The organism is Bradyrhizobium sp. UFLA05-125, from assembly GCF_059803515.1.
On record NZ_JBANBJ010000052.1, the window covers coordinates 13,478 to 32,296 of the forward strand.

Annotated in this window: 15 protein-coding genes; all 15 read right to left on the minus strand. The window is 61.4% G+C overall.

The features are described from left to right. Positions 1-47 precede the first annotated feature (47 nt). Positions 48-776 (minus strand): SDR family NAD(P)-dependent oxidoreductase, encoded by a 729-nt coding sequence (locus tag SO156_RS32410; RefSeq protein ID WP_458150103.1) that lies wholly within the window; start codon positions 774-776, stop codon positions 48-50. 26 nt (positions 777-802) lie between these two features. Beyond that, positions 803-2,425 (minus strand): ATP-dependent acyl-CoA ligase, encoded by a 1,623-nt coding sequence (locus SO156_RS32415; RefSeq protein WP_498537628.1) that lies wholly within the window; start codon positions 2,423-2,425, stop codon positions 803-805. Positions 2,426-2,427: 2 nt separating this feature from the next. Beyond that, positions 2,428-2,904: an aromatic-ring-hydroxylating dioxygenase subunit beta gene (locus SO156_RS32420; RefSeq protein WP_458150102.1), complete on the minus strand. Its 477-nt coding sequence runs from the start codon at positions 2,902-2,904 to the stop codon at positions 2,428-2,430. Beyond that, entirely contained in the window at positions 2,901-4,241 is a 1,341-nt protein-coding gene (locus SO156_RS32425; RefSeq protein WP_498537612.1) for an aromatic ring-hydroxylating dioxygenase subunit alpha, read from the minus strand. Before SO156_RS32425 ends, SO156_RS32420 begins: the two co-directional genes overlap by 4 nt. A gap of 18 nt (positions 4,242-4,259) precedes the next feature. After that, the gene (locus tag SO156_RS32430; RefSeq protein WP_498537613.1) at positions 4,260-5,210 is read right to left on the minus strand and encodes a PDR/VanB family oxidoreductase; all 951 of its coding nucleotides are present in this window, start codon (positions 5,208-5,210) and stop codon (positions 4,260-4,262) included. A 538-nt stretch (positions 5,211-5,748) separates the two neighbouring features. Further along, positions 5,749-6,501, minus strand: coding sequence for an ABC transporter ATP-binding protein (locus tag SO156_RS32435; RefSeq protein ID WP_498537614.1), 753 nt, complete (start codon positions 6,499-6,501; stop codon positions 5,749-5,751). Continuing rightward, positions 6,495-7,562, minus strand: coding sequence for a FecCD family ABC transporter permease (locus SO156_RS32440; protein WP_498537615.1), 1,068 nt, complete (start codon positions 7,560-7,562; stop codon positions 6,495-6,497). The genes SO156_RS32435 and SO156_RS32440 overlap by 7 nt, the downstream gene beginning before the upstream one ends. Further along, positions 7,562-8,731: an ABC transporter substrate-binding protein gene (locus tag SO156_RS32445; protein WP_498537616.1), complete on the minus strand. Its 1,170-nt coding sequence runs from the start codon at positions 8,729-8,731 to the stop codon at positions 7,562-7,564. The genes SO156_RS32440 and SO156_RS32445 overlap by 1 nt, the downstream gene beginning before the upstream one ends. After that, complete coding sequence (locus SO156_RS32450; protein WP_498537617.1) at positions 8,728-9,951, minus strand: MFS transporter; 1,224 nt, start codon at positions 9,949-9,951, stop codon at positions 8,728-8,730. Before SO156_RS32450 ends, SO156_RS32445 begins: the two co-directional genes overlap by 4 nt. After that, positions 9,948-11,837, minus strand: a complete 1,890-nt coding sequence (locus SO156_RS32455; protein ID WP_498537618.1) for an IucA/IucC family protein — start codon at positions 11,835-11,837, stop codon at positions 9,948-9,950. Before SO156_RS32455 ends, SO156_RS32450 begins: the two co-directional genes overlap by 4 nt. Beyond that, the gene (locus tag SO156_RS32460; protein WP_498537619.1) at positions 11,837-12,976 is read right to left on the minus strand and encodes an NAD/NADP octopine/nopaline dehydrogenase family protein; all 1,140 of its coding nucleotides are present in this window, start codon (positions 12,974-12,976) and stop codon (positions 11,837-11,839) included. The genes SO156_RS32455 and SO156_RS32460 overlap by 1 nt, the downstream gene beginning before the upstream one ends. Further along, positions 12,973-13,983, minus strand: a complete 1,011-nt coding sequence (locus SO156_RS32465; protein WP_458150092.1) for a PLP-dependent cysteine synthase family protein — start codon at positions 13,981-13,983, stop codon at positions 12,973-12,975. The genes SO156_RS32460 and SO156_RS32465 overlap by 4 nt, the downstream gene beginning before the upstream one ends. Next, complete coding sequence (locus SO156_RS32470; RefSeq protein ID WP_498537620.1) at positions 13,965-15,356, minus strand: Y4yA family PLP-dependent enzyme; 1,392 nt, start codon at positions 15,354-15,356, stop codon at positions 13,965-13,967. The genes SO156_RS32465 and SO156_RS32470 overlap by 19 nt, the downstream gene beginning before the upstream one ends. Next, positions 15,353-15,784: a ParB N-terminal domain-containing protein gene (locus SO156_RS32475; protein ID WP_458150109.1), complete on the minus strand. Its 432-nt coding sequence runs from the start codon at positions 15,782-15,784 to the stop codon at positions 15,353-15,355. Before SO156_RS32475 ends, SO156_RS32470 begins: the two co-directional genes overlap by 4 nt. A gap of 69 nt (positions 15,785-15,853) precedes the next feature. Then, positions 15,854-17,878: a TonB-dependent receptor gene (locus SO156_RS32480; protein ID WP_498537629.1), complete on the minus strand. Its 2,025-nt coding sequence runs from the start codon at positions 17,876-17,878 to the stop codon at positions 15,854-15,856. Positions 17,879-18,819 lie beyond the last annotated feature (941 nt).

The following is an 18,819-nucleotide window of genomic DNA, read 5'->3' on the forward strand; positions in this document are numbered from 1 at the left end:
ATCTTTTCGGAAAACCGCTTCACACTTTTCCGGATCATGCTCTGCGATCAGGGACTGAGACCGACGAGGCTGGTGCCACCACAGACATAGAGCACCTGCCCGGTCACGAAGTCCGAATGCTCGTCGAGGAAGAAACTGATCGCGTGCGCCACGTCCTCGCGTGAGCCGAGCCGCCCGACCGGAACGTTGCGCGCCATCCGCTCCTGCTGCTCGGAACCCTTCGGGATCACGCCCCAGAAATTGTCGGTCAGTATCGGACCCGGCGCGACCACGTTCACCGTGATCCCGCTCGACGCCAGCTCCAGCGCCCACGTCCGCGCCATGCCATGCACGCCGGCCTTGGTGGCGGAATAGGCCGAGCGCGTGGCCGCACCCATGGCGGCGCGCGAGCTCACGAAAACTATCCGCCCGAAGCGACGCGCGCGCATTCCCTCCATCGCCGCCTGGGTCAGCAGCATCGGTGCCCCCAGATGCAACTGCGCCAGCGTCAAGATGTCTTCCGGCTTCGCGTCGGGCAGCAGGTTCGGCAGGATGATGCCCGCATTGTGCACGAGACAATCGACGGCATGATCCCGGCAGACCTCCTGCGCAATTGCCCGCGTCTCCGCGATGCTGGTCAGGTCGGCGCGATAGGCCGTGAGCAGATCGTGGGTCCAGTCCGGCTTCTCCAGCCCGACCGAGACGACCCGCTGTCCTTTGTCGACGAGCTTCTTCGCCAGCGCTTCGCCGATCCCCGAATTGCCTCCGGTGATGAGTGTGGTGCGGGCCTGGCTCATGATCGGCTCCCTGCAGACGACATGTGTCACACCTGCCGCCGCTTGAGGTCGCGGAGATCGAAGAACGCGCCATCGCGCATCAGCTTTGCGACGAAATCCTTCAGTCCGCCGCGCTGGATCTTCTCGGTCGCGGTCAGCGGAAGTTGATCGACGAAGCAGATCCAGCCCGGCGCCTTGTAATAGGCCATCTGGTCCAGGCTCCAGCGCACGATGTCTTCGGCGAGCGCGCGGTCGGCGCCAGCCTCTTCAGTGATGATGACAGCCGCGACCTCGTCACCCCGCACCTCATCGGGCGTTGCGGCGACCGCGGCCTGCCGGATCGCGGGATGGCGGTTCAGAACGGATTCCACCTCGACCGCGGCAATGTTCTCGCCGGAGCGCCGGATCACGTTCTTCTTGCGATCGACGAAATGGAGGTCGTCATCCACATCGCGCGACACGATATCGCCGGTGTGGAGCCATCCGTCCTTCCAGGCCTCGGCGGTAGCTTCCGGATTCTTCAGGTACTCCCTGAAGAAGCCGTAGCGCGGGTCGACACCGGCGCGCCGCACCAGCAGCTCACCCGGCGTTCCCGCCGGCGTATCTTTGCCGCCCTCGTCCACGATCCGAACATCGACTTCGGGCGCCGGACGGCCGAAACAGCTCGTGCCAACCTTGCGCGGCTCGACATTGGCGGCAATCACGCCGCCGCTTCCGGTCTCGGTCATCGCCCAGGCCTCCAGCAGCGGAAAGCCGAAGCGCGCCTCGAACGGCGCGTGCAGCAGCTTGTCCACGCCAGCGCCGAAGCCGAACCGCACGGTGTGCGTGCGATCCTGCGCAGACGGCGGCGTGCTCATCAGCATCGAGGGCATGACACCGAGATAATGCAGGCAGGTCGCCCGGCTGTCCCGCACCGAATTCCACCAGGTGCGCGGATGGAAGCGATCGAGCATGGTCAAGCTGCCACCGACCGACAGCATCGCCATCAGCGAGACCGCCATCGCGTTCATATGGAACAGCGGCAACGGCGTGATCATCCGCTCGCCATCGCTCCTGAGATCGATCAACCCGCCGACATCACGATACCAGTCTCCGGAGTGCAGAAAATAGGTGTTGGTGAGCACGCAGCCCTTGGGCTGGCCGGTCGTTCCCGAGGTATAGAGCAACGCGCATTCGCTCGAGCCGTCACCCGCACTCGCCGGCCGCGCGCCACCGAACGGAGGCGGAATGTCGCCGCTGTCCGTCACCACCGGAATCGGCCGTCCGGCCTGGCGCGACGCCGTCTCGACCTCGTCGCGCCGTTCAGCGAGGACAAATGCCGCATTCATCTCGGAATGCGCGATGATGTATTCGAGCTCGCTGAGCCGCAAATCCGGGTTGATCGGCACCACGGAAACACCGAGCGCGTTCAGCGCGAACCACAGTTCGACGAAGACCGGCCTGTTCTGGAGCAGAAGCCCGACCCGATGGCCTTCGCCATAGCCGCGGCCCGCAAGCGCCGTGCGCCAGCGCTCCACCCGTTCGAGCATGGCACGATAGGAAATCTCGCCGGCCGCGATGCCGTAGATGTCGGCTGTCTCCGGCAGCACGTTGAGAAAGCCGGCCTCCCCCCGGCGGAGGGCGATCTCGCGGAAGCGGGCATGGACTGTGGACGCAGCGGCCAAGGGCATACTCACATGAAGAGCTGGATATTGCCGAACGGCGCGTCGAAATTGACGAGATCGACACGCTTGAGCTTGATTTTCAGGCTATCGCCGACCTGGACGAGGTCGTGCGACGCCCACCCCGAATAGCGTTCCAGCAAGTCGCCGCGCGTCTCGGTGTAGATGTAGGACGTGCGCGCCTTGAACACGCCGGCCGCGGCATCGCACGCAACGATCTGCGGCGCCTGGAGCAGATGGTGGCAGCGGCTCTTCGGCTTCTGGCTGAAAGTACGCTCACCAGCCAATCGCTCGACACGCACCTTCAACAGCAGCAGGTCCTCGTACATCAACGAGGGCTGTAGCACCGGGTCCTGCTGCTGCCATTCCAGCGGCATCCAGTAGCGCCCTTCGGGATGAAACAGGTCGAGCCACGGCTGCCATTGCATCGTGTCGAGAAGCTCCGCCTCGCGATAGATGAAGTCCGCGATGGTTTTCTCGTTGATCATTCCGCGGCCTCGAAGTGCTTGTCCATGTCCATGGTCATGAATTTGGCCCAGGCATGAAACTGGTTCCGCATCTGGCGCTCCGACGTGCCGTTGATGACCGCAGTGACGTCCTGCTCCTCATTGCTCTCGTAGAGCCGGCGCAGATTGACCCATTGATTGCCGTTGGACTTCAGGCCTTCCTGCGCGCGCTCGTACATTTCGAGATCGTCATGCCCGACGATCGAGGTCGGCGCGTTGATGAAGCGATTGTACATCAGCGCGCGCTCATAGAGTTTGTCGGGCGCGCCGACCAGACGATAGACCCAGCTCTCCACCAGCGTCTTGTCCACCGCAATCGGGATGAAATTGCGAAGAATCTGCACCGCACCCTTGACCATGATGTTCGGGAAATAGACCGTGTTGTGCCGGACCTCTCCCAGGATCTCGTGGGTCCGCTGCTCGCCGTAGGTTGCGACCATCCGGCCTAGATAGCCGTCGATGTCCGAATAGTTGGAATGGATGGAATTGGCGACGCCGGTGTGACCATGGCCGTTCGGCCAGATCCGGATGCCGCTCTGCTCATAGAACTCGTACGGGCTCATGAAGGGCCCGTAGAGCTGCACGGCCATCGGCGTCTCCGTGGAGTCGCCCTGCTCGCGCTTCCAGACCTTGACGGCGGTGCCGGCCGAGCTCTCATGCGCCACCATCGGATGGCAGGTGTCGGTCTGATTCTCGACCAGCATCTTCCAATTGCAGGTGTGCATGTAGCGGATCGGTGCGGCCTCGACGGCGAGCTTCCCCTCCGGCGAACGGTCGACCATGTTGTCGATCGTCGACAGGCTTTCGCCAAAATAGTCCTCGAAGGAGACGCCGCTGTCGCTCAGTCGCGCGAAGATGAAATCGCGATAGATGACGACGTTCTTGACCTTCGATAGCCCCTCGTTCGCCTGGGTGTCCGTGAAGCCGGTTCCCTCGTAGCCCTTCTTCAGGGGGATCGCGAGCAGCGAGCCGTCGGTCTTGAACGACCAGGCATGATAGGGACAGCGGAAGAACTTGCCGGTGTTGCCGCACGGCTCGGAGGCGATCTTGACGCCCTTGTGCGGACAACGATTGTAGAACACGTGGATGGAGCTGTCGCTATGACGGCTCGCCATGACCGGTTGCCGGCCGATATTGGCGGTGATGAAATCGCCGGGCTTCGACAGCTGGCTGGCATGCCCGACATAGATCCAGCTATTCGGGAACAGATGCTCCATCTCGAGCTCGAAGATTTCAGGGTCGACGTAGACGTCGCGATGCACCTCGGCGTCACGCACCAGCCGCTCGATCGCGCGGGCGTTCTTTCCATATTTCGCCATGGCGTCCCTTGCTCCCCGTTAGAGATCCAACACGAGCCGTTCCGATTTCGCACGCGACACGCAGATCTGCATGACCTTGTTGGATGCCTTTTCGTCGTCGCTGAGAATGACGTCGCGATGATCGGGCACGCCTGCGATCACGTCACACTGGCAGATGCCGCAATCGCCCCGCTGGCAGTCGTAGAGGACGTCGAGCCCTGCGGCTACCAGCGCATCGATGATGCTTTGATCTGCGGCAACACTAATGACCTGCCCCGTCGATTTGAGCTCGACCTCGAACGGCTTGTTGGGAGAGCCGGGCCGCTCCGCCTTGAACAGCTCGAAATGGATGCGATCTGCCGGGATGCCCCTGGAGAGCGCGCCCGCCTTCACCGCGTCGATCATGCCGGCAGGGCCGCAGACGTAGACGTGAGCCTCTACTGGCGCATCGCCGAGCGCCGCCGCAATATCCAGGCGGGACTCGTCGCTGTCGTAATGAACGGACAAGCCCTTGGGGCAGATGGCCTGCAACTGCGGCAGGAAGGCCAGCCGCCCAGGCGTTCGTCCGGCATAATGCAGGCGGTATGGGATTCCCCGCGCGTTCAGCTCCGCAGCCATGGACAGGATCGGCGTGACGCCTATGCCGCCGGCGAACAGCAGCACCGGCGCGGCTCCTTCTTGCAGAGGGAAATTGTTGACCGGCGCGGTCGCTCTCACAATGTCGCCGGTCTTCAGCGCATGCATGAACTGCGAGCCGCCGGTTGACACCTCCTCGCGCAGCACCCCCAGCGCAACAGTGCCTTGGGGCAGGCCCGGCAAAGCCATCAGGGAATACGGCCGGTCGCCCCCGTTCGGGAGCGACACGCGGATGTGCGCACCCGCTTGCCATCGCGGCACGGCTCCGCCCTCCACGCCGAACACAAGGCTCCGAATGAACGGCGTCTCCGCAACAACCGACTGCACCTTGAGCTTGAGCGGATGCGTGTCCATTCAGGCATCTCACAATATATGAATTTGCATATTTTTATACATGTAATAACTGGCTGTCAATCGTCGTTGCGGCGAGACTGGAATTGCAACGAGGCGCCGGCTTGGGCTACGGCAAGCAACGCGCCCATTCCGTTCAGCGGGCAAAGCGCCTTCGGTGACTACCTTGCGAAAACCGCAAGATGCACGCGGCGCCTCCGTGCGTTCGCTCTCAGTTGGACCGCGCTCCCATCAAACCGTCGAAGCAGTGGATCGCGTGCAAACGAGTGCTCGGCTTTGCCGACAGTAGATTTCTCTTGATTTTCCGGTGCACACGTCGCGCACACGCCGCCTTCTAACCAATTGAAAAATCTGGTCGCTCGCGCCAATCCATCATGGGCCAATATGATCCAGTTCAAGGCAAGTAGGACCGATTCTAGCGAGAAGCATTTCCTGACATTGGTCGAGAACGATTTTGATAACGATTACTGGGTGCGCCGCTGAGGTGAAGTTGCCGTTCATGACGGCCCTCTGACTCCGGCCCGCCTCGAGACGTAGGCCGTCAGATCGCGTCGTCGACGATCAAATGGGGCTTGCCTTGTGAGCAGGATTCGACACGTGCCCTAATGCGAAAGGTTGCGGCAAGGTTTTCCGGAGTCAAGACGTCGGCCGCCGTGCCGAAATCGTGCAACGTTCCATCAGAGAGGATAGCGACCTTGTCGGCGAATTTGAGTGCCAGGTCGAGATGATGCAGCGCGATTAGCACGAGCATACCGCCCTCATGCGCAAGGCTGCGCACCTGCCGCAGCGCTCCCAGCTGACGGTGCATGTCGAGTGCGCTCGTCGGCTCGTCCAAGAGCAACACCTGCGGTTCGCGCACGAGACATTGGGCAAGCCCGACGAGCTGGCGCTGTCCACCGCTCAGCTCGGAAAGGATTTCACTGGCAAGATCGCCGATATCGAGTGCAGCCAGCGCCCGGTCCACCGCCGCCAGATCAGACCTCTCAAGACGCCAGCCGCTGACCTGCTTTCGCGCAAGAAGGACGGACTCGAATACAGTCAGAACTGCGCTTGCCGATTGATCCTGGGGCATGTAGGCGATCGCGCGATCCGCATCGCGCACACCTTCCAACCGGCACTCGCCGGGCCCTGGAAGAATGGCTGCCAGGCGCCGGAACAGCGTCGACTTGCCAGCAGCATTCGGTCCAATGACGGCCACCACTTCGCCGCCATGACACGGCGGGAGCGTCACATCGCGCAGGACCTGGCGCGAACCGAAGCGAGCGCCGAGGCGATGCGTGCTCAGCACTACCATATGTCTCTTCCGCTCTTCAGGATCAGACAGAGGAAAACCGGCAAACCGATCGCTGAGGTGACGATGCCGATCGGCAGGACGGCGCCGGGTACCGCGATCTTGGCCAGGATGGAGCTGACCGACATGATCAGCGCACCAGTCAGCGCGCTCGCGGGCAGCAGGAAGCGTTGGTCCTCGCCGACCATCATGCGGGCGATGTGCGGACCGACCAGACCGATAAAGCCGATCGTGCCGACAAACGCGACGGGGATCGCCGACAGAAGGGAAACAAGGATCAGGGTTTCAAGCCGCAGGCGCCGCACAGGAATGCCGAAGCTCGCCGCACGCGCCTCGCCAAGACGCAACGCCGTCAGTTGCCACCGGCGGCGCAGAAAGACCGGCAAGGTCAGACACACGACGAGCGCGGTGATGGCAAGCTTGGGCCATGTCGCCTTGGTGAGACTGCCCATGGTCCAGAAGACGATGGCCCCGACCGCCTGCTCGGCCGCGAAATATTGGGTGATCGCGAGCGCCGTGTTGAAACTGAAAACCAGCGCTATGCCCAACAGCACGATCATCTGGATCGAGGCCCCGCGCCGAAGGCTTGCCAGATGGATCAGGAAAGCGGTTGCCATCGCCACGACGAATGCATTGGCCGCGACGATGTAGTCGCCTGCTATGGGAACCAGCGCGACACCGAACGCGAGCGCCAGGGCCGCGCCGAAGCTGGCACCGGCAGAAATGCCCAGCGTGAACGGGCTCGCCAGCGGATTGTTCAGGATGGTCTGCATCTGAGCGCCGCCGATGGCAAGCGCCACACCGACTACGACGCCCATGAGGGCCGATGGCATGCGGATCGACCAAACAATGACGCGCGTCTGCGCATCCACCTCCGCCGACAGAACGAGGGCACGCACAACCTTTCCAAGCCCATAGCTTGCAGGTCCCGTCGAGAGGTCGCCGACCAATGCGATGCATACCCCGACCACCAGCATGAGGAGAACGATCCACCGCCTGGCGCTGAGCGCCTGATAGGCGTCGCGTCCGGCTAAAGACAGGGCTTCGGTGTGGACATCTGTCATCACTGGCTGTCCGAAAGGCTGACGCTATAGCCGGGGCGGAAGCCTATGGGCAGGAAGCGGCGATGGTATTCAGCAAAGGTTGCATTGGGGTCCAGATCCGCAAACAGGTCGGGGTGAAACCACTTCGCCAATTGTTGAACGGCGACAAATTCATATGGGCTGTTGTAGAACTGGTGCCAAATGCCGTGAAAATTCCGTGTCTTCTTTGCCGCGATACCGGTATAGGCGTCGCGAGTAGCGAACCATTCGAGCTTCTTGCGCGTCACCAGGGAATCTGCCCCGGGTCCGAGCGGAATCCAATGGCCGCCCGGCACATAGGCTTTCCAGTCGGCGCTGGTCACCACCACATGTTCGGGATCTGCGACGATGACCTGCTCGGGACTGATCTGCCCGAAGGTCGAAGGAATGATGTCGCTGCCGATATTGTGGCCGCCTGCGAGTTCGACATATTTGCCGAAATTCTCGGCACCGAAAGACAGGCAGCAATCCTGCGAGTAGCCACCGATCCGTTCGACGAACACATTGGGGCGTTTCGGTTGCTTGGCGGCGAGGACATTGGCAACCGCGGCCATGGCCTGGTGGCGGAATGCGATGATCTCCTCCGCGCGCGCCTCGCGCCGCATGATCCTGCCGAGGAGCCGAATGGTCGGCTCGGTGTTTTCCAGGGGGCGGTGGCGAAAATCGATATAGAGAACCGGTATGTTCAGTGCCGCGAGCTTCTCGATGTAGTTGGCGTCCTTGTTGGCCTCCATGGCTTCAAGGTTGAGCAGCACGACATCAGGCTTTTGGATGATCGCCGATTCGATGTCGATCAGGCTGTCCTCCTGCCCTTTGAAGGAAGGGAGCTTCGATAGCTCGGGAAACACTTCGAGATACTGCGCGTAAGTGGCCGGATCTGCCGCAATCAGATCGCTGCGCCAGGCAACCAAATGGGCCAAGGGATTTTTGGGCTCCAGCGAGGCGACGAGATAGAGCTGCCGGCCCTCGCCCAGAAGCATGCGCTTGACGGGCGCGTTGAGCGTCACCCGTCGGCCCGCGATATCAGTCAGGGTAAGCGCCGCCTGTGTCTGCGCCGGATCAGGCTCGGCTGCAAATGCCACCGTTGGAAGCAAAGCGAGCAGGACAAGAGCCCTCACCACGGAATGCACCAGCGATCGGTAATCTGTCATGGCCAGCTTCCTTTGGGGCGCGCAGTCTTGAGCCAGATGCCGAGCGCCGACACGAATGACAAGGCGTAGAGCGTGGCGACGAGCGGAAACGCAGCTTCAAGACCAAAGAGCTGCGTGATGCCGACGCCGGCAACGATGCCGCTCGCGGAAGCGATCTGCTGGGAAGCTTGCGCAAGGCCCAGAACCGAACCTTGCCGATCATTCGACACGGCTCCCGAAATGAGCGCGAGAAGCGCCGGAGTCGTTCCCCCAAGAAGCGCGCCCCAGATGAAATACAGGAGTGCGAATACGGCAACGGAGCCCGTGCTGCCCGCCAGATGCGTCACCAAAACGCACGCGGCCGAAATGAGCACGTTTCCGCCCAGTACGTAGGAAGGCGCGCGATTCTCGAAGAGTCGCGCCCATGAGGGTGCGGCCACGACAAAGCCGCACGCGAGCAGCCCGTAAGTGAAGCCGGCGACCCAGTGCCGGGCGCCAAATATTTGGGTCATGTACAGTGAAAAAGGAACCTGCAGGACCATGCGACTGGCGAGCAGCATCCCCATCAAGGCGAGAACAGCTGCGATCGGAACACCCGCCGACGCCGTATGTTTTGCGGTAGCTGCGCTTCCGCGATTGACGACAACGGCTCCCAGCGCCGGTACGGGCAGGCTCGACCAGGCAACGGCAGCACACAGCGCACAAATTATCCCGGCCGTCAGATTTACTGCGGCAAAAGGGAAGCGATCGAGAATTAGGCCGCCCAGGAAAGCGCCGGCCAGCGAGCCCACATTGGTGGCAACCTGAAGCCAGGCGAAGAGGCTTGCGCGATCCTTCCCGCCGGTAATCTGCACGCCATAGGCCTGCGCTGGGGCGATATATCCGGCGCAGGCTCCCTGCAAGAAACGCAGCGCCATGATAGCCCAGACATCCTGTGCAACGGCAACAAGGAGTTGCGTGACCGCCAGACCGCCAAGCGCGCGAACCATCATCAGCCGATTGCCGTAACGATCGCCGATTCGCCCCCAAAGGGCGCTGGTCAGTGACATGCCGATCATCGGACCAACGTAGACGCCAACACTTGCCAGTCCGAAGACGCTGTCGGAAGGGCTAAGCACCTTGATTTGGATCGGCCAGAACGGACCACTCATTTCCATGGCCCCCATGGAAACGAATTGCAGGCCGAACAGCAAAACAAAAACGGGTCCGAAGCCGCGCACCGCGGCGGAAGCATTAGTCATTCGGCTCCCGCCATTGGATTTGGCAGCTCGTGCTCAAGACGATAATCGCGATAGCGTTCCAGATGCATCCGTAGCACAGAGCGGCTCGGCCAGGGTCTCTCGAGAAAGGCCTTGCGTTCTTCCACCCAGAACGCATCCGACAACATGCGCGGCCTGAGCGTATCGAAAGCTGCCTCGGTTTCTTCCCGCAAGATGCGCCAAAGGTTTGTGTTTGGAAGTGCATAATGTTCGTCGAGGCACAATGCGACTTCATGAAGATGGCAGACGAGGCAGGCATCGATGACGAATGAGCGCACGAGGCTGATATCGTCATCAAATGTGGTCGGTAAGATCCCCTTGCGCGTGAAGGACTTGAGCTGATGCCCTCGCTCCCTAAGCAGGGGCGCAAAGCTGCGGCCATCGCCGAAATCGCGGATCAACAGTTTTCGCGGATGGCCGGCTTCATCGAACAGGATCGTGCTGTTTTGCTGATGCGCCTCGAAGGCTATTCCATAAAGCAGATACATGGCGAGCGTCGGCCGGAGGACCGTCGTTACATAGGCGCGGAAGAACGCAAATATCGCTGCTTCGCTCTCATCGCCGCCTCTCGCAATCAATTCGCAAATGAGCGGGCGGCCGTTGATCGGGCTTGCCGTCAAGAGTGACGCGACGGTGACCGGCAGCAGTCCGTCTTTGCGGGCGAGAGCGTCAGAGTTACGGTAGACAACCGAAAGAAAGCGCCCCGGATGCTCGTCGCCCGTTACGGGGTGGTGCAGGATCGCCCCTAGCTCTTCGGTGAAGATCTCCAACCTGTCGGAAATATCCGGCTCTTTCGACAGAATATCGGAAATCAGGGTGCTGAGACGCGGCCCCATGTGGATCGACTTGGCCTGCAGGGTGCGCTGCTCGCTGGTCATCCAGAGCGCCACCGGCAGCTTGATGAAGGGCCTCGGCTCCTGCGTGTTCGGCAGCATTGTGCGGAACGACATCGACGGCAGTGTCACGACCTCCGGGCCATCCGGGTCGAAAACTCCGGAAGCTATTTCAGATGCGAATTCACGGAGCACGAAATTTTCAAGGTGCCAGATATGGACAGGCAGAGGCAGCCAGTCCTCGGGAGACTTTCCGCGTTTATTCAATCCTTCGGCCCAGTCGCGCCAGAACTCGGGAAAATTTTGTGCGAACCATTCCGAATAGCTGCCAACATGCGGCATCTTCTCCACATAGGACCATTCTCTGCGCAGCGCTGCGACTCGGACGCGCACACGGGCACCGAACTCAGGCGACAAGGCGGTGACGTCCCCGGGCGACAGGTCGGGTTTGGCCTTCCACGTCGGATAGAAGGGGTGACCTTCCAACGCGCCCCATTGATCGAGAGTCATGGCCGCCAGATGCGGCGGCAGGCTCTTTTCCAGATATGCGAGGAATCCTCGCGCGCCTACTGCGGCTACCTTCCCTCGCAGCTCGGCGCTCCATTCCTCCCGGTGACGGCGCGCCAGGACATCGTTGCGCATGCTGTCCTCGACGTCGCGTATCAAACGCTGGACGCCGTCCGATGCAGGCGAGATCGCCAAGGCGGGGGCGACCTCCCGGATGAAGTCGGATGGATCATCGATCCGGTATCGGACACCGGCCTCGTCCAGCGCTTCGATAGAACCACGATTTTGCAACATTCCGGCGGGCGCACGACGCAGGTCAGCGAAATGCAGGACGCGGCGCGACTGCCAGAGGGGAAGCCATGCCTGGTTTCCGTCGCGCGACCACAATAACGCGTCTGGTACAAGAAGACGCTCGGCGAACAGGCAGCGGACCAGCCGTCCGAGCGCATTGCGCGATGCGGCCAACCAAAGCTGCGCGGCCTGCGCCTCAGCTTCGGCATCTGCGGAAGAAGACATCCTCTTGTTCATTACGCTTCCTCAGGCCAGTTGGCGGGCAAGCAAGCGGGCACGCCTTCGGTGAACCCACCGTGGTATTGGAGCGCCCAGTTGTAGGTTTTCGTGATCGCGGGAGTTGTCACATCAAGCCGCGCGGCCAATTCCACGAGCAGCGCCTGTCCGAAGGCTATGTCTTCGTGGAAAGCGCGGCTTGCGCGATCGATGACAAGGCCCGGCCCGTCCGGGTTAGGAACAAGTGGGGCGTGAATGCCGGCGTAAGCACGGTTGGTTCGCAGCAGCGTATACATGGTCCGCTTGTCCTCGATCTGGCTGCCATAAGCCTCGATCAATTCCTGGCGGAGCGGCTTCACCGAACTCAGATCAATGCCGAGGCGTAATTCGACCGCACGGCGGATTGCCTGGTTTTCCGCATCGCACGCCTCCAGCAATTCAGCGCCGGCGCGCGGGCAATCGCTCCACCAGCAAAGGGGGCGATCGAACGGCTTGTTTTCCCAAGGTGCGCCGGGACCGACCAAAGCATAGAGCACGGCGGGATGCATCAAGGCGTTGCCCGGCGTCAGCGTGATTTCCAGATAGTCCTGCAGCAGCGTGACGGGAGCTTCATAAAGGCGGCTCAGCATCGCCTGCAGTGTGGCGCCGCTCGCTGCGACCTCGCGACGATGAAGCGCCGCGAAGAGCTGAGCCTTGGCCCCTCCCATCCGTACCCGATCGCCTGGGACCAGGTCGAAAGCCGTATGGGGCACGTCCTTCAAGCCCCAGATCACCACATTGTCTGTGCCTGTTAGGGCTTTGGCTGCCAGCCAGTTGAAGCCGCAAAAGCCGGGAATCGCACCGACATAGACGCGCCTGTCCCGGGGGAGATGCCGCGCGAAGTCGTGGAGAAGCGCAGGCCGCGCCTGGGCCGGCTGCGTCACGATCACCATGTCTGCGTTGATGAGTGCCTCTCTCGGATCGGTGCCGACATAGTCGGGCCGCCCGGTCAAGACGTGGCCGTCGGGCGTTTGGGCCTGCCAAACACCGTCTCCGCTCGTCCACCGTTCGGCAATGGCAGCCGCTCCGGTCAGCACGGAAACGGTGATGCCTGCACGCTGCTTGAAGAGCACGGCATTCAAATGCCCCGTGCGCCCTGCACCGCAGATCGTCACCTTCATGCTGCGCGCGCCCTACCCGGTAGCCACGCATCGAGCTGTGCGGCGATTGTCGGATCCAGCAAATCGCGCTTGGCCATCCATTCATCGTCGAAGACCGAGCCGAGATATTTCTCGCCCCCGTCCGCAACTGGCGTGACCACCGTGCCGGACAGCTTGCCGGCCGCAATGTATTCGAGCGCCTTGTATATGGTGCCCCCGGTCGAGCCTCCGACCAGAAGACCGTAGCGCCGTGCGATGAAACGTGCTGTTTCGAAGGCTTGGGTATCGGTAACCTGTACCCCTTCATCGATGCATCCATAGTCGAGCACCTTGCCGATTTCATCGCCGGCGGGCGTTCCCGTGCCCGACTGGTAGTAGGGATGGCCGGGTTTGCCGAAGACGATCGAGCCGGCCGGCTCCACGGCGATCGTGCGGACCGCTGGGTTAACCCGCTTCAGACGCTGGGCGATGCCGGTCATTGACCCGCCGGTGCCGACGCAGCCGACAAATGCGTCGACGCCATCTGGAAGCTGTGCCAGGAGTTCGTCGACGAAGCCAGCATAGCCTTCCGGATTTGCCGGATTGTCGGATTGGTTCATGAACAACGCGCCAGGAAGCTGGGCACCGAGTTGCGCGGCCAGTCGTTGGCGCTCCACCACCGCAACCTCGTCCTCCCGATAGTCGCCTTCGACATAACGAATTTCCGCGCCCAGCGCGCGCATCGTGCGGATCTTGTCCGGCGCGGCGTGATGATCGACAACGGCAATGAAGCGCAGGCCCAATTCCAAGGCGGCTATCGCCAGTCCAATCCCGGTATTTCCGGACGACGATTCAACGATCGTGCCGCCCGGCACGAGCCGCCCATCCTCGAGTGCCGCAAGCACCATGCTGTGCGCCATGCGGTCTTTCATGGAGCCGCCCGGGTTGTTCTTTTCAAGCTTCAGCACGAGCGTGGTGCCGCTGTTGGGTACGGCAATCGGCATCACCGGAGTTTGGCCGATCAACTGGCTTACTGTCGTGCAAAGCATTGTGCCTCTCCTATTGTGTCGGGAACGAGCGCTAGCTGCCCTTTTGCGTCCTGAACCACGCAAAGACGGCCCGGCATCGGGTGGCGATGGAATTGGTTCTCAAGGAGGTCCATCTGGTAGCCGCTGGTATTGGCATAAACCAGAAGATCTCCCGCCCGCGGAGCGATGGGAAAGGTGAGCCATCGATTGCTAAGGACGTCTTCGTCCAGGCAACTATGGCCCGCCAGATAGGCCCGGATAGGTTTCGTAGCGGCCGGCGGCGATGTGGCCGGAATCAGGATGGGATCGACGAGGAATTCGGAGCCAAACCAGGTTTCGCAAGCGCTGAAGCTGCTGCCCTCCACGAAGATGACATGAGCATCAGGGCCAACCGCTTTCACGCGTAATACCCGGAAGACGGATATAGCGGCTTGATCGGCCAGTGCTCGACCGGGCTCCATCCCCAGCATCAGCCCTTCCTGGACAAGATAGTTCGCGATGCTGCGGCCATCGGCCATCGGCGCGCGCAGGAGGCTCCGTAGCCAGCCGGCAGCAGAAAGCGCTCCACCGTAAGGATAGAAGGAGCCCGGCACCCTCCCCGTGCGGTAGTCCTCGGGCATCTGCGTCTCAAGATGCGCTTGATAGGCATATCGATCGACATATTGGATCGGCAGCCCGCCCCCAATGTCGATCATGCGCGGCGCAAAGCCTTGTGCGCGGGATTCGTCGATCAGGCCAGCGGCTTCTCTAATGGCTTGCGCACGAGATTCCCAGCTATAGCCACTCAGGTGGAAGTGCAGCCCGTCAAAGCACAACCTGCTATCACCAGCAATGCGCGACAGACATTGCCGGATGGCCGCCGCCGGCATGCCGAAGCGACTCTGCGTCTGGTTAGTAGGACGCAAGCGCAGCAGTACCGCCTGAGCCGGGCCCACTGCCGGAATGCAGCGGATCAGATCCTCGAGCTCTTCCGGTGAATCCACCGATATGAGAGCACTGCAGTCGATAAGCTCTTTGTGGAACAGAGCCGTCTTCGCCGGGCCGGTTGCCACAAGTTGTGTGCCATCGGCACCAAGCCGTCTGGCATCCCGCAACTCATAAAGGCTTGAGACGTCAATGCCCGCTCCTGCGCGCAAAGCTCCGGCCAACAGAGCGTGCGATTTGTTGACTTTCGCTCCGTAGTAGATCGCGTTCGCGACACCGCTCTCTCGCAAGACGTCTTTGAGTGCGGCGAGATTGGTCTGCAGCTCATCGGGCCAGATCAGATTGACCGGGGACCCATGTTGGATAACCCAATCGATCAGCAGCGGGCCGTTGCCCGCCAGCAGCTCTGCCGTGCCTGGCCGCAGAATCGGCAAGAGACCTACACCGGGCTTATGGCCATGCAAGGTCACGCCCCCGCCCTTTCGGCATGGGCGACAGTGCGTTCCGTCGGAGCCAGGTGGCGCAAGCTCTCCAACGACAGGTTGCAGCTGGGAAGGCTCTGATCAAAAATATGTCGCGTCGTCTTGCAGGGAAACTTTCGACCACTGCGCGCCATCGCGAGGATGCTCGCAGGCGTGATCGTCAGCCCCGGCCGCCAGCTCTCGACCCGCACCGCGCCGTAACCCAAGAGAACCACCGGCACGAACGGCAGTTGCAGACGGTGCGCGACGGTCAGCCGGTGATGACCGTCCATCACACAGAGGACATCCTTCTCTGCCGTAATCGGAACCGTCCAGCAACCTGCGCTGAGGATCTGCGCCTGCAGCTCCGCTACCCTGTCCGGATCGACCTCTTCGGTGGGGATCAAGCATGTTGGCGAAAGGAGGCAAACTTGCATATCGACCAGCCTGATCCTTGTCAGCAGCATCCGTTCATGAAACGCCCTACCAAGCAGTAAGAGCAGCGATTACATGTCGACGGTCATCGACAGGAGATATGTGCGCGGTGCACCGAGGAAAAACGTTCCGAAAGAAGCCACGCTGGACCAGTAAGTCGCGCCGGTCACATTCTGAACGTTCGCGCGAAAAACCGTCTTCCTGCCGTTGACCGCCGTCGTGTAGCGGGCGCCGAGATCGAGCCGCGTCCAATCCGGGATCGGCTGCTTGTTTGCGCTATCGATGAACTGCTTGCCCGTGTAGATGACTGCGCCATTCAAAGTGAGCCCCCTCATCCATGGGAGATCCCACTCGGCTCCGATATTTGCCTGTATGTTCGGAACCCCGATTGGCGTGTTGCCCACATTTGCCGCAACGGCCGTCTTGGTCAGGGTGCCATCCAGCAACGAAACGCCTCCGAGTAGACGAACATCAGGCATGAGTTCGCCGTAGACGTTGAACTCGAGCCCTCGGACTTGCTGTTCGGCGGTCGCCGCGAAACGCCCGGCGGACAATTCTCCGCTCGCCTTCGATATCTCGAATGCGCTGAAGGTGGTTGCGAACCGGCCAAAGTCTACCTTGATGCCGGCCTCGTACTGCTTGGCGATGTACGGTGCAAGCACTTCGCCGAAATTGGAGGCGGTCTGCGGCGCGACATCGCCCCGGCTCAGACCTTCGATGTAGTTCGCGTACAAAGAGACGTTGTCCCGGGGCCGGATGACGAGACCGACCACAGGCGTGGTCGCGCTCTTGTCGTAGGACGACGTCAGCGTTCCGACATTTGAGAGATAGTTGTTCGCTTCAATGCCCTGGCGCCGTACACCCAAAGTCAACAGGACGCGCTCATCGAGTACGGACAAGGTGTCGGCAATCGAGAGCCCAGTGAGTTCACTGTCCGAGAGCCGAGGGCGTCCAGCGATCTCGTTTGCGAACTGAGTCGACGCCTCGGTCGGACTATAGATATTCGAGGTGACCAAAGTGCCATTGGTCAACCGCCGGTACAGTGCATCATGATAGACCGAGGCCTGGAAGGCGACGGCATGGTGGACGAAGCCGGTATCGAAACGGGCGCGGACACCGCCATCATATGTGGTTCGATCGATGCTAAGCCCGAAGAATTGAGGCGTCGAGGTGGTATCTCCGCTCGTGTTGATAATCGTCGGGAGACCAAAGAATCGCTCGACATTGGTTCGCGATCCGCCCACGTCGGCGAACAGCGTAACCTGATCGCTTATATCGTATTCGTTCCGCAGCAAGGCAGATTGATCGTTGATGCGCGACCATTCCCAGGGTTGCGTCACGTTCAGCCGACCGTCCGGAGCCTTTGGCACTTGTAGGCCGGAAGCCATGAGAAAGGGACGTGATGGAGCGTCGAAGCGATCGGTCTGGGCGATGAGGTAGAGCCAAGACCTGAATCGCTCACCTTGATAGTCGAGGGCCAGCGATCCGACGCCCGTCGCTTCAGATTGGCGGTCAATGGGCGTGTCGCCGTCGCGCGCGCTGCCGCTGGCACGCACGCCCCATTCCTTGCTGTCGCCGTATCGCCTCGCAACATCCCAATGACCGCCGAACTGTGCGGCCGAGCCATAGTCCACGGTGAAGCGGGTCAAATCTTCTCCTGCGCGCTTAGGCACGACATTGATGACGCCGCCGACGCCGCCATTGGGCGCGATGCCCGAGAGCGCGGCTGAGGGACCCTTGAGCACTTCGATGCGCTCGACGTAGTCCGTAAAGATGCGATATGTCGGCGCGATCCCGTAGAGGCCCTCGAAGGCGAACTCACCGTTGTTGCCTTCGTTGACCGGGAAGCCGCGAATGTAGAAGGAATCCAGAACGCCACCCGTGGGATGGGAACTACGCACGGATGGATCCAGGATCAAGGCACCCGCAGCCGTCGCCGCCTGCTGGTCCCGGATGAATTTGTCCGTGAAGCTCGTCACGTTGAACGGTGACTTCATTGTGTCGGTGTTTCCGAGCAGTCCAAGCCGTCCTCCCTGAGCGACCTGACCGCCTGCAAACGCGGGCACGACACCCGACTGCGACGGCTTCGATTGCATCGCGACCGTCTCCGGTTGCGGAGCACCAGGCACCCTGGCGCGGCGTGACGTTGACTGGACCCGGACAGCGCTTCGTTTGGCTGGTGCGCGGCGGACCGACTGCTGCGTCGGAGCGTCGACCGTAACTGGTGGAAGGGAGTTGGCGTCCTGCGCTGTTTGAGATCGAGCAGGCGACTCTAACCAGCCTAGCAAAGCCACCCCACTCAGCAATTTCGCACCAAGGCGAACTGCCGCCCCAACCTCACCTGCACGTCGCATTCCAGAAAGTCCCTCATCAACAGCACGTCGCCACGCGAAACAAATCCGCGCCCGACCGACGTCTGTGGCGCGTGAATCAGCTTCTCCGCAGACTCGAACTTCGGATCGGTTGCTCGATCCTTGTATTGCAATGTCAGATTGCCATGGTCTGCATCGCCTCTTTAGAGAGGCGCTATCGTGACCGCAACGCAAATGCGTGCGCTGCGACTTAGAATGTCTCGATCACCGACGTCTCGAGTCAGTCGACACCGTGCTTGGAGAGATTCCAAAGGTCCGCTGGAAGATTGCAAATCAAGACTGTCGAAGTTTTTCAGGAAAGATATTCGAGAGCGCTCTCGCCAGAGAGCCATGCTTTCCCTTGACGCGGCAACGCTCCGGACCTCGTCGTGGACAGGCTGCTGCGCGTCACCATTTCGCTCCTGCCGCCCTCACTGCGACGACGTACCGCAGCACAAGATGTGCGACCTTCTTGACGTCACGCTGCCGCTCACGCTGCGCACACCGGAGCAACGACCACGGCGATCACGCAGTTCAGATCGTCGTCCTTTATGATCGTCGTCGGCTATCAGGAATTGACCTACGTCGCCAACCGGATCGTGCCCGATACCTCTTTAAGGAGTTCGAGACCTTCGGCATCGCCAGTCTCATATGTCTGCTCGTCTGCAGCATCCTCAGTGCGGATC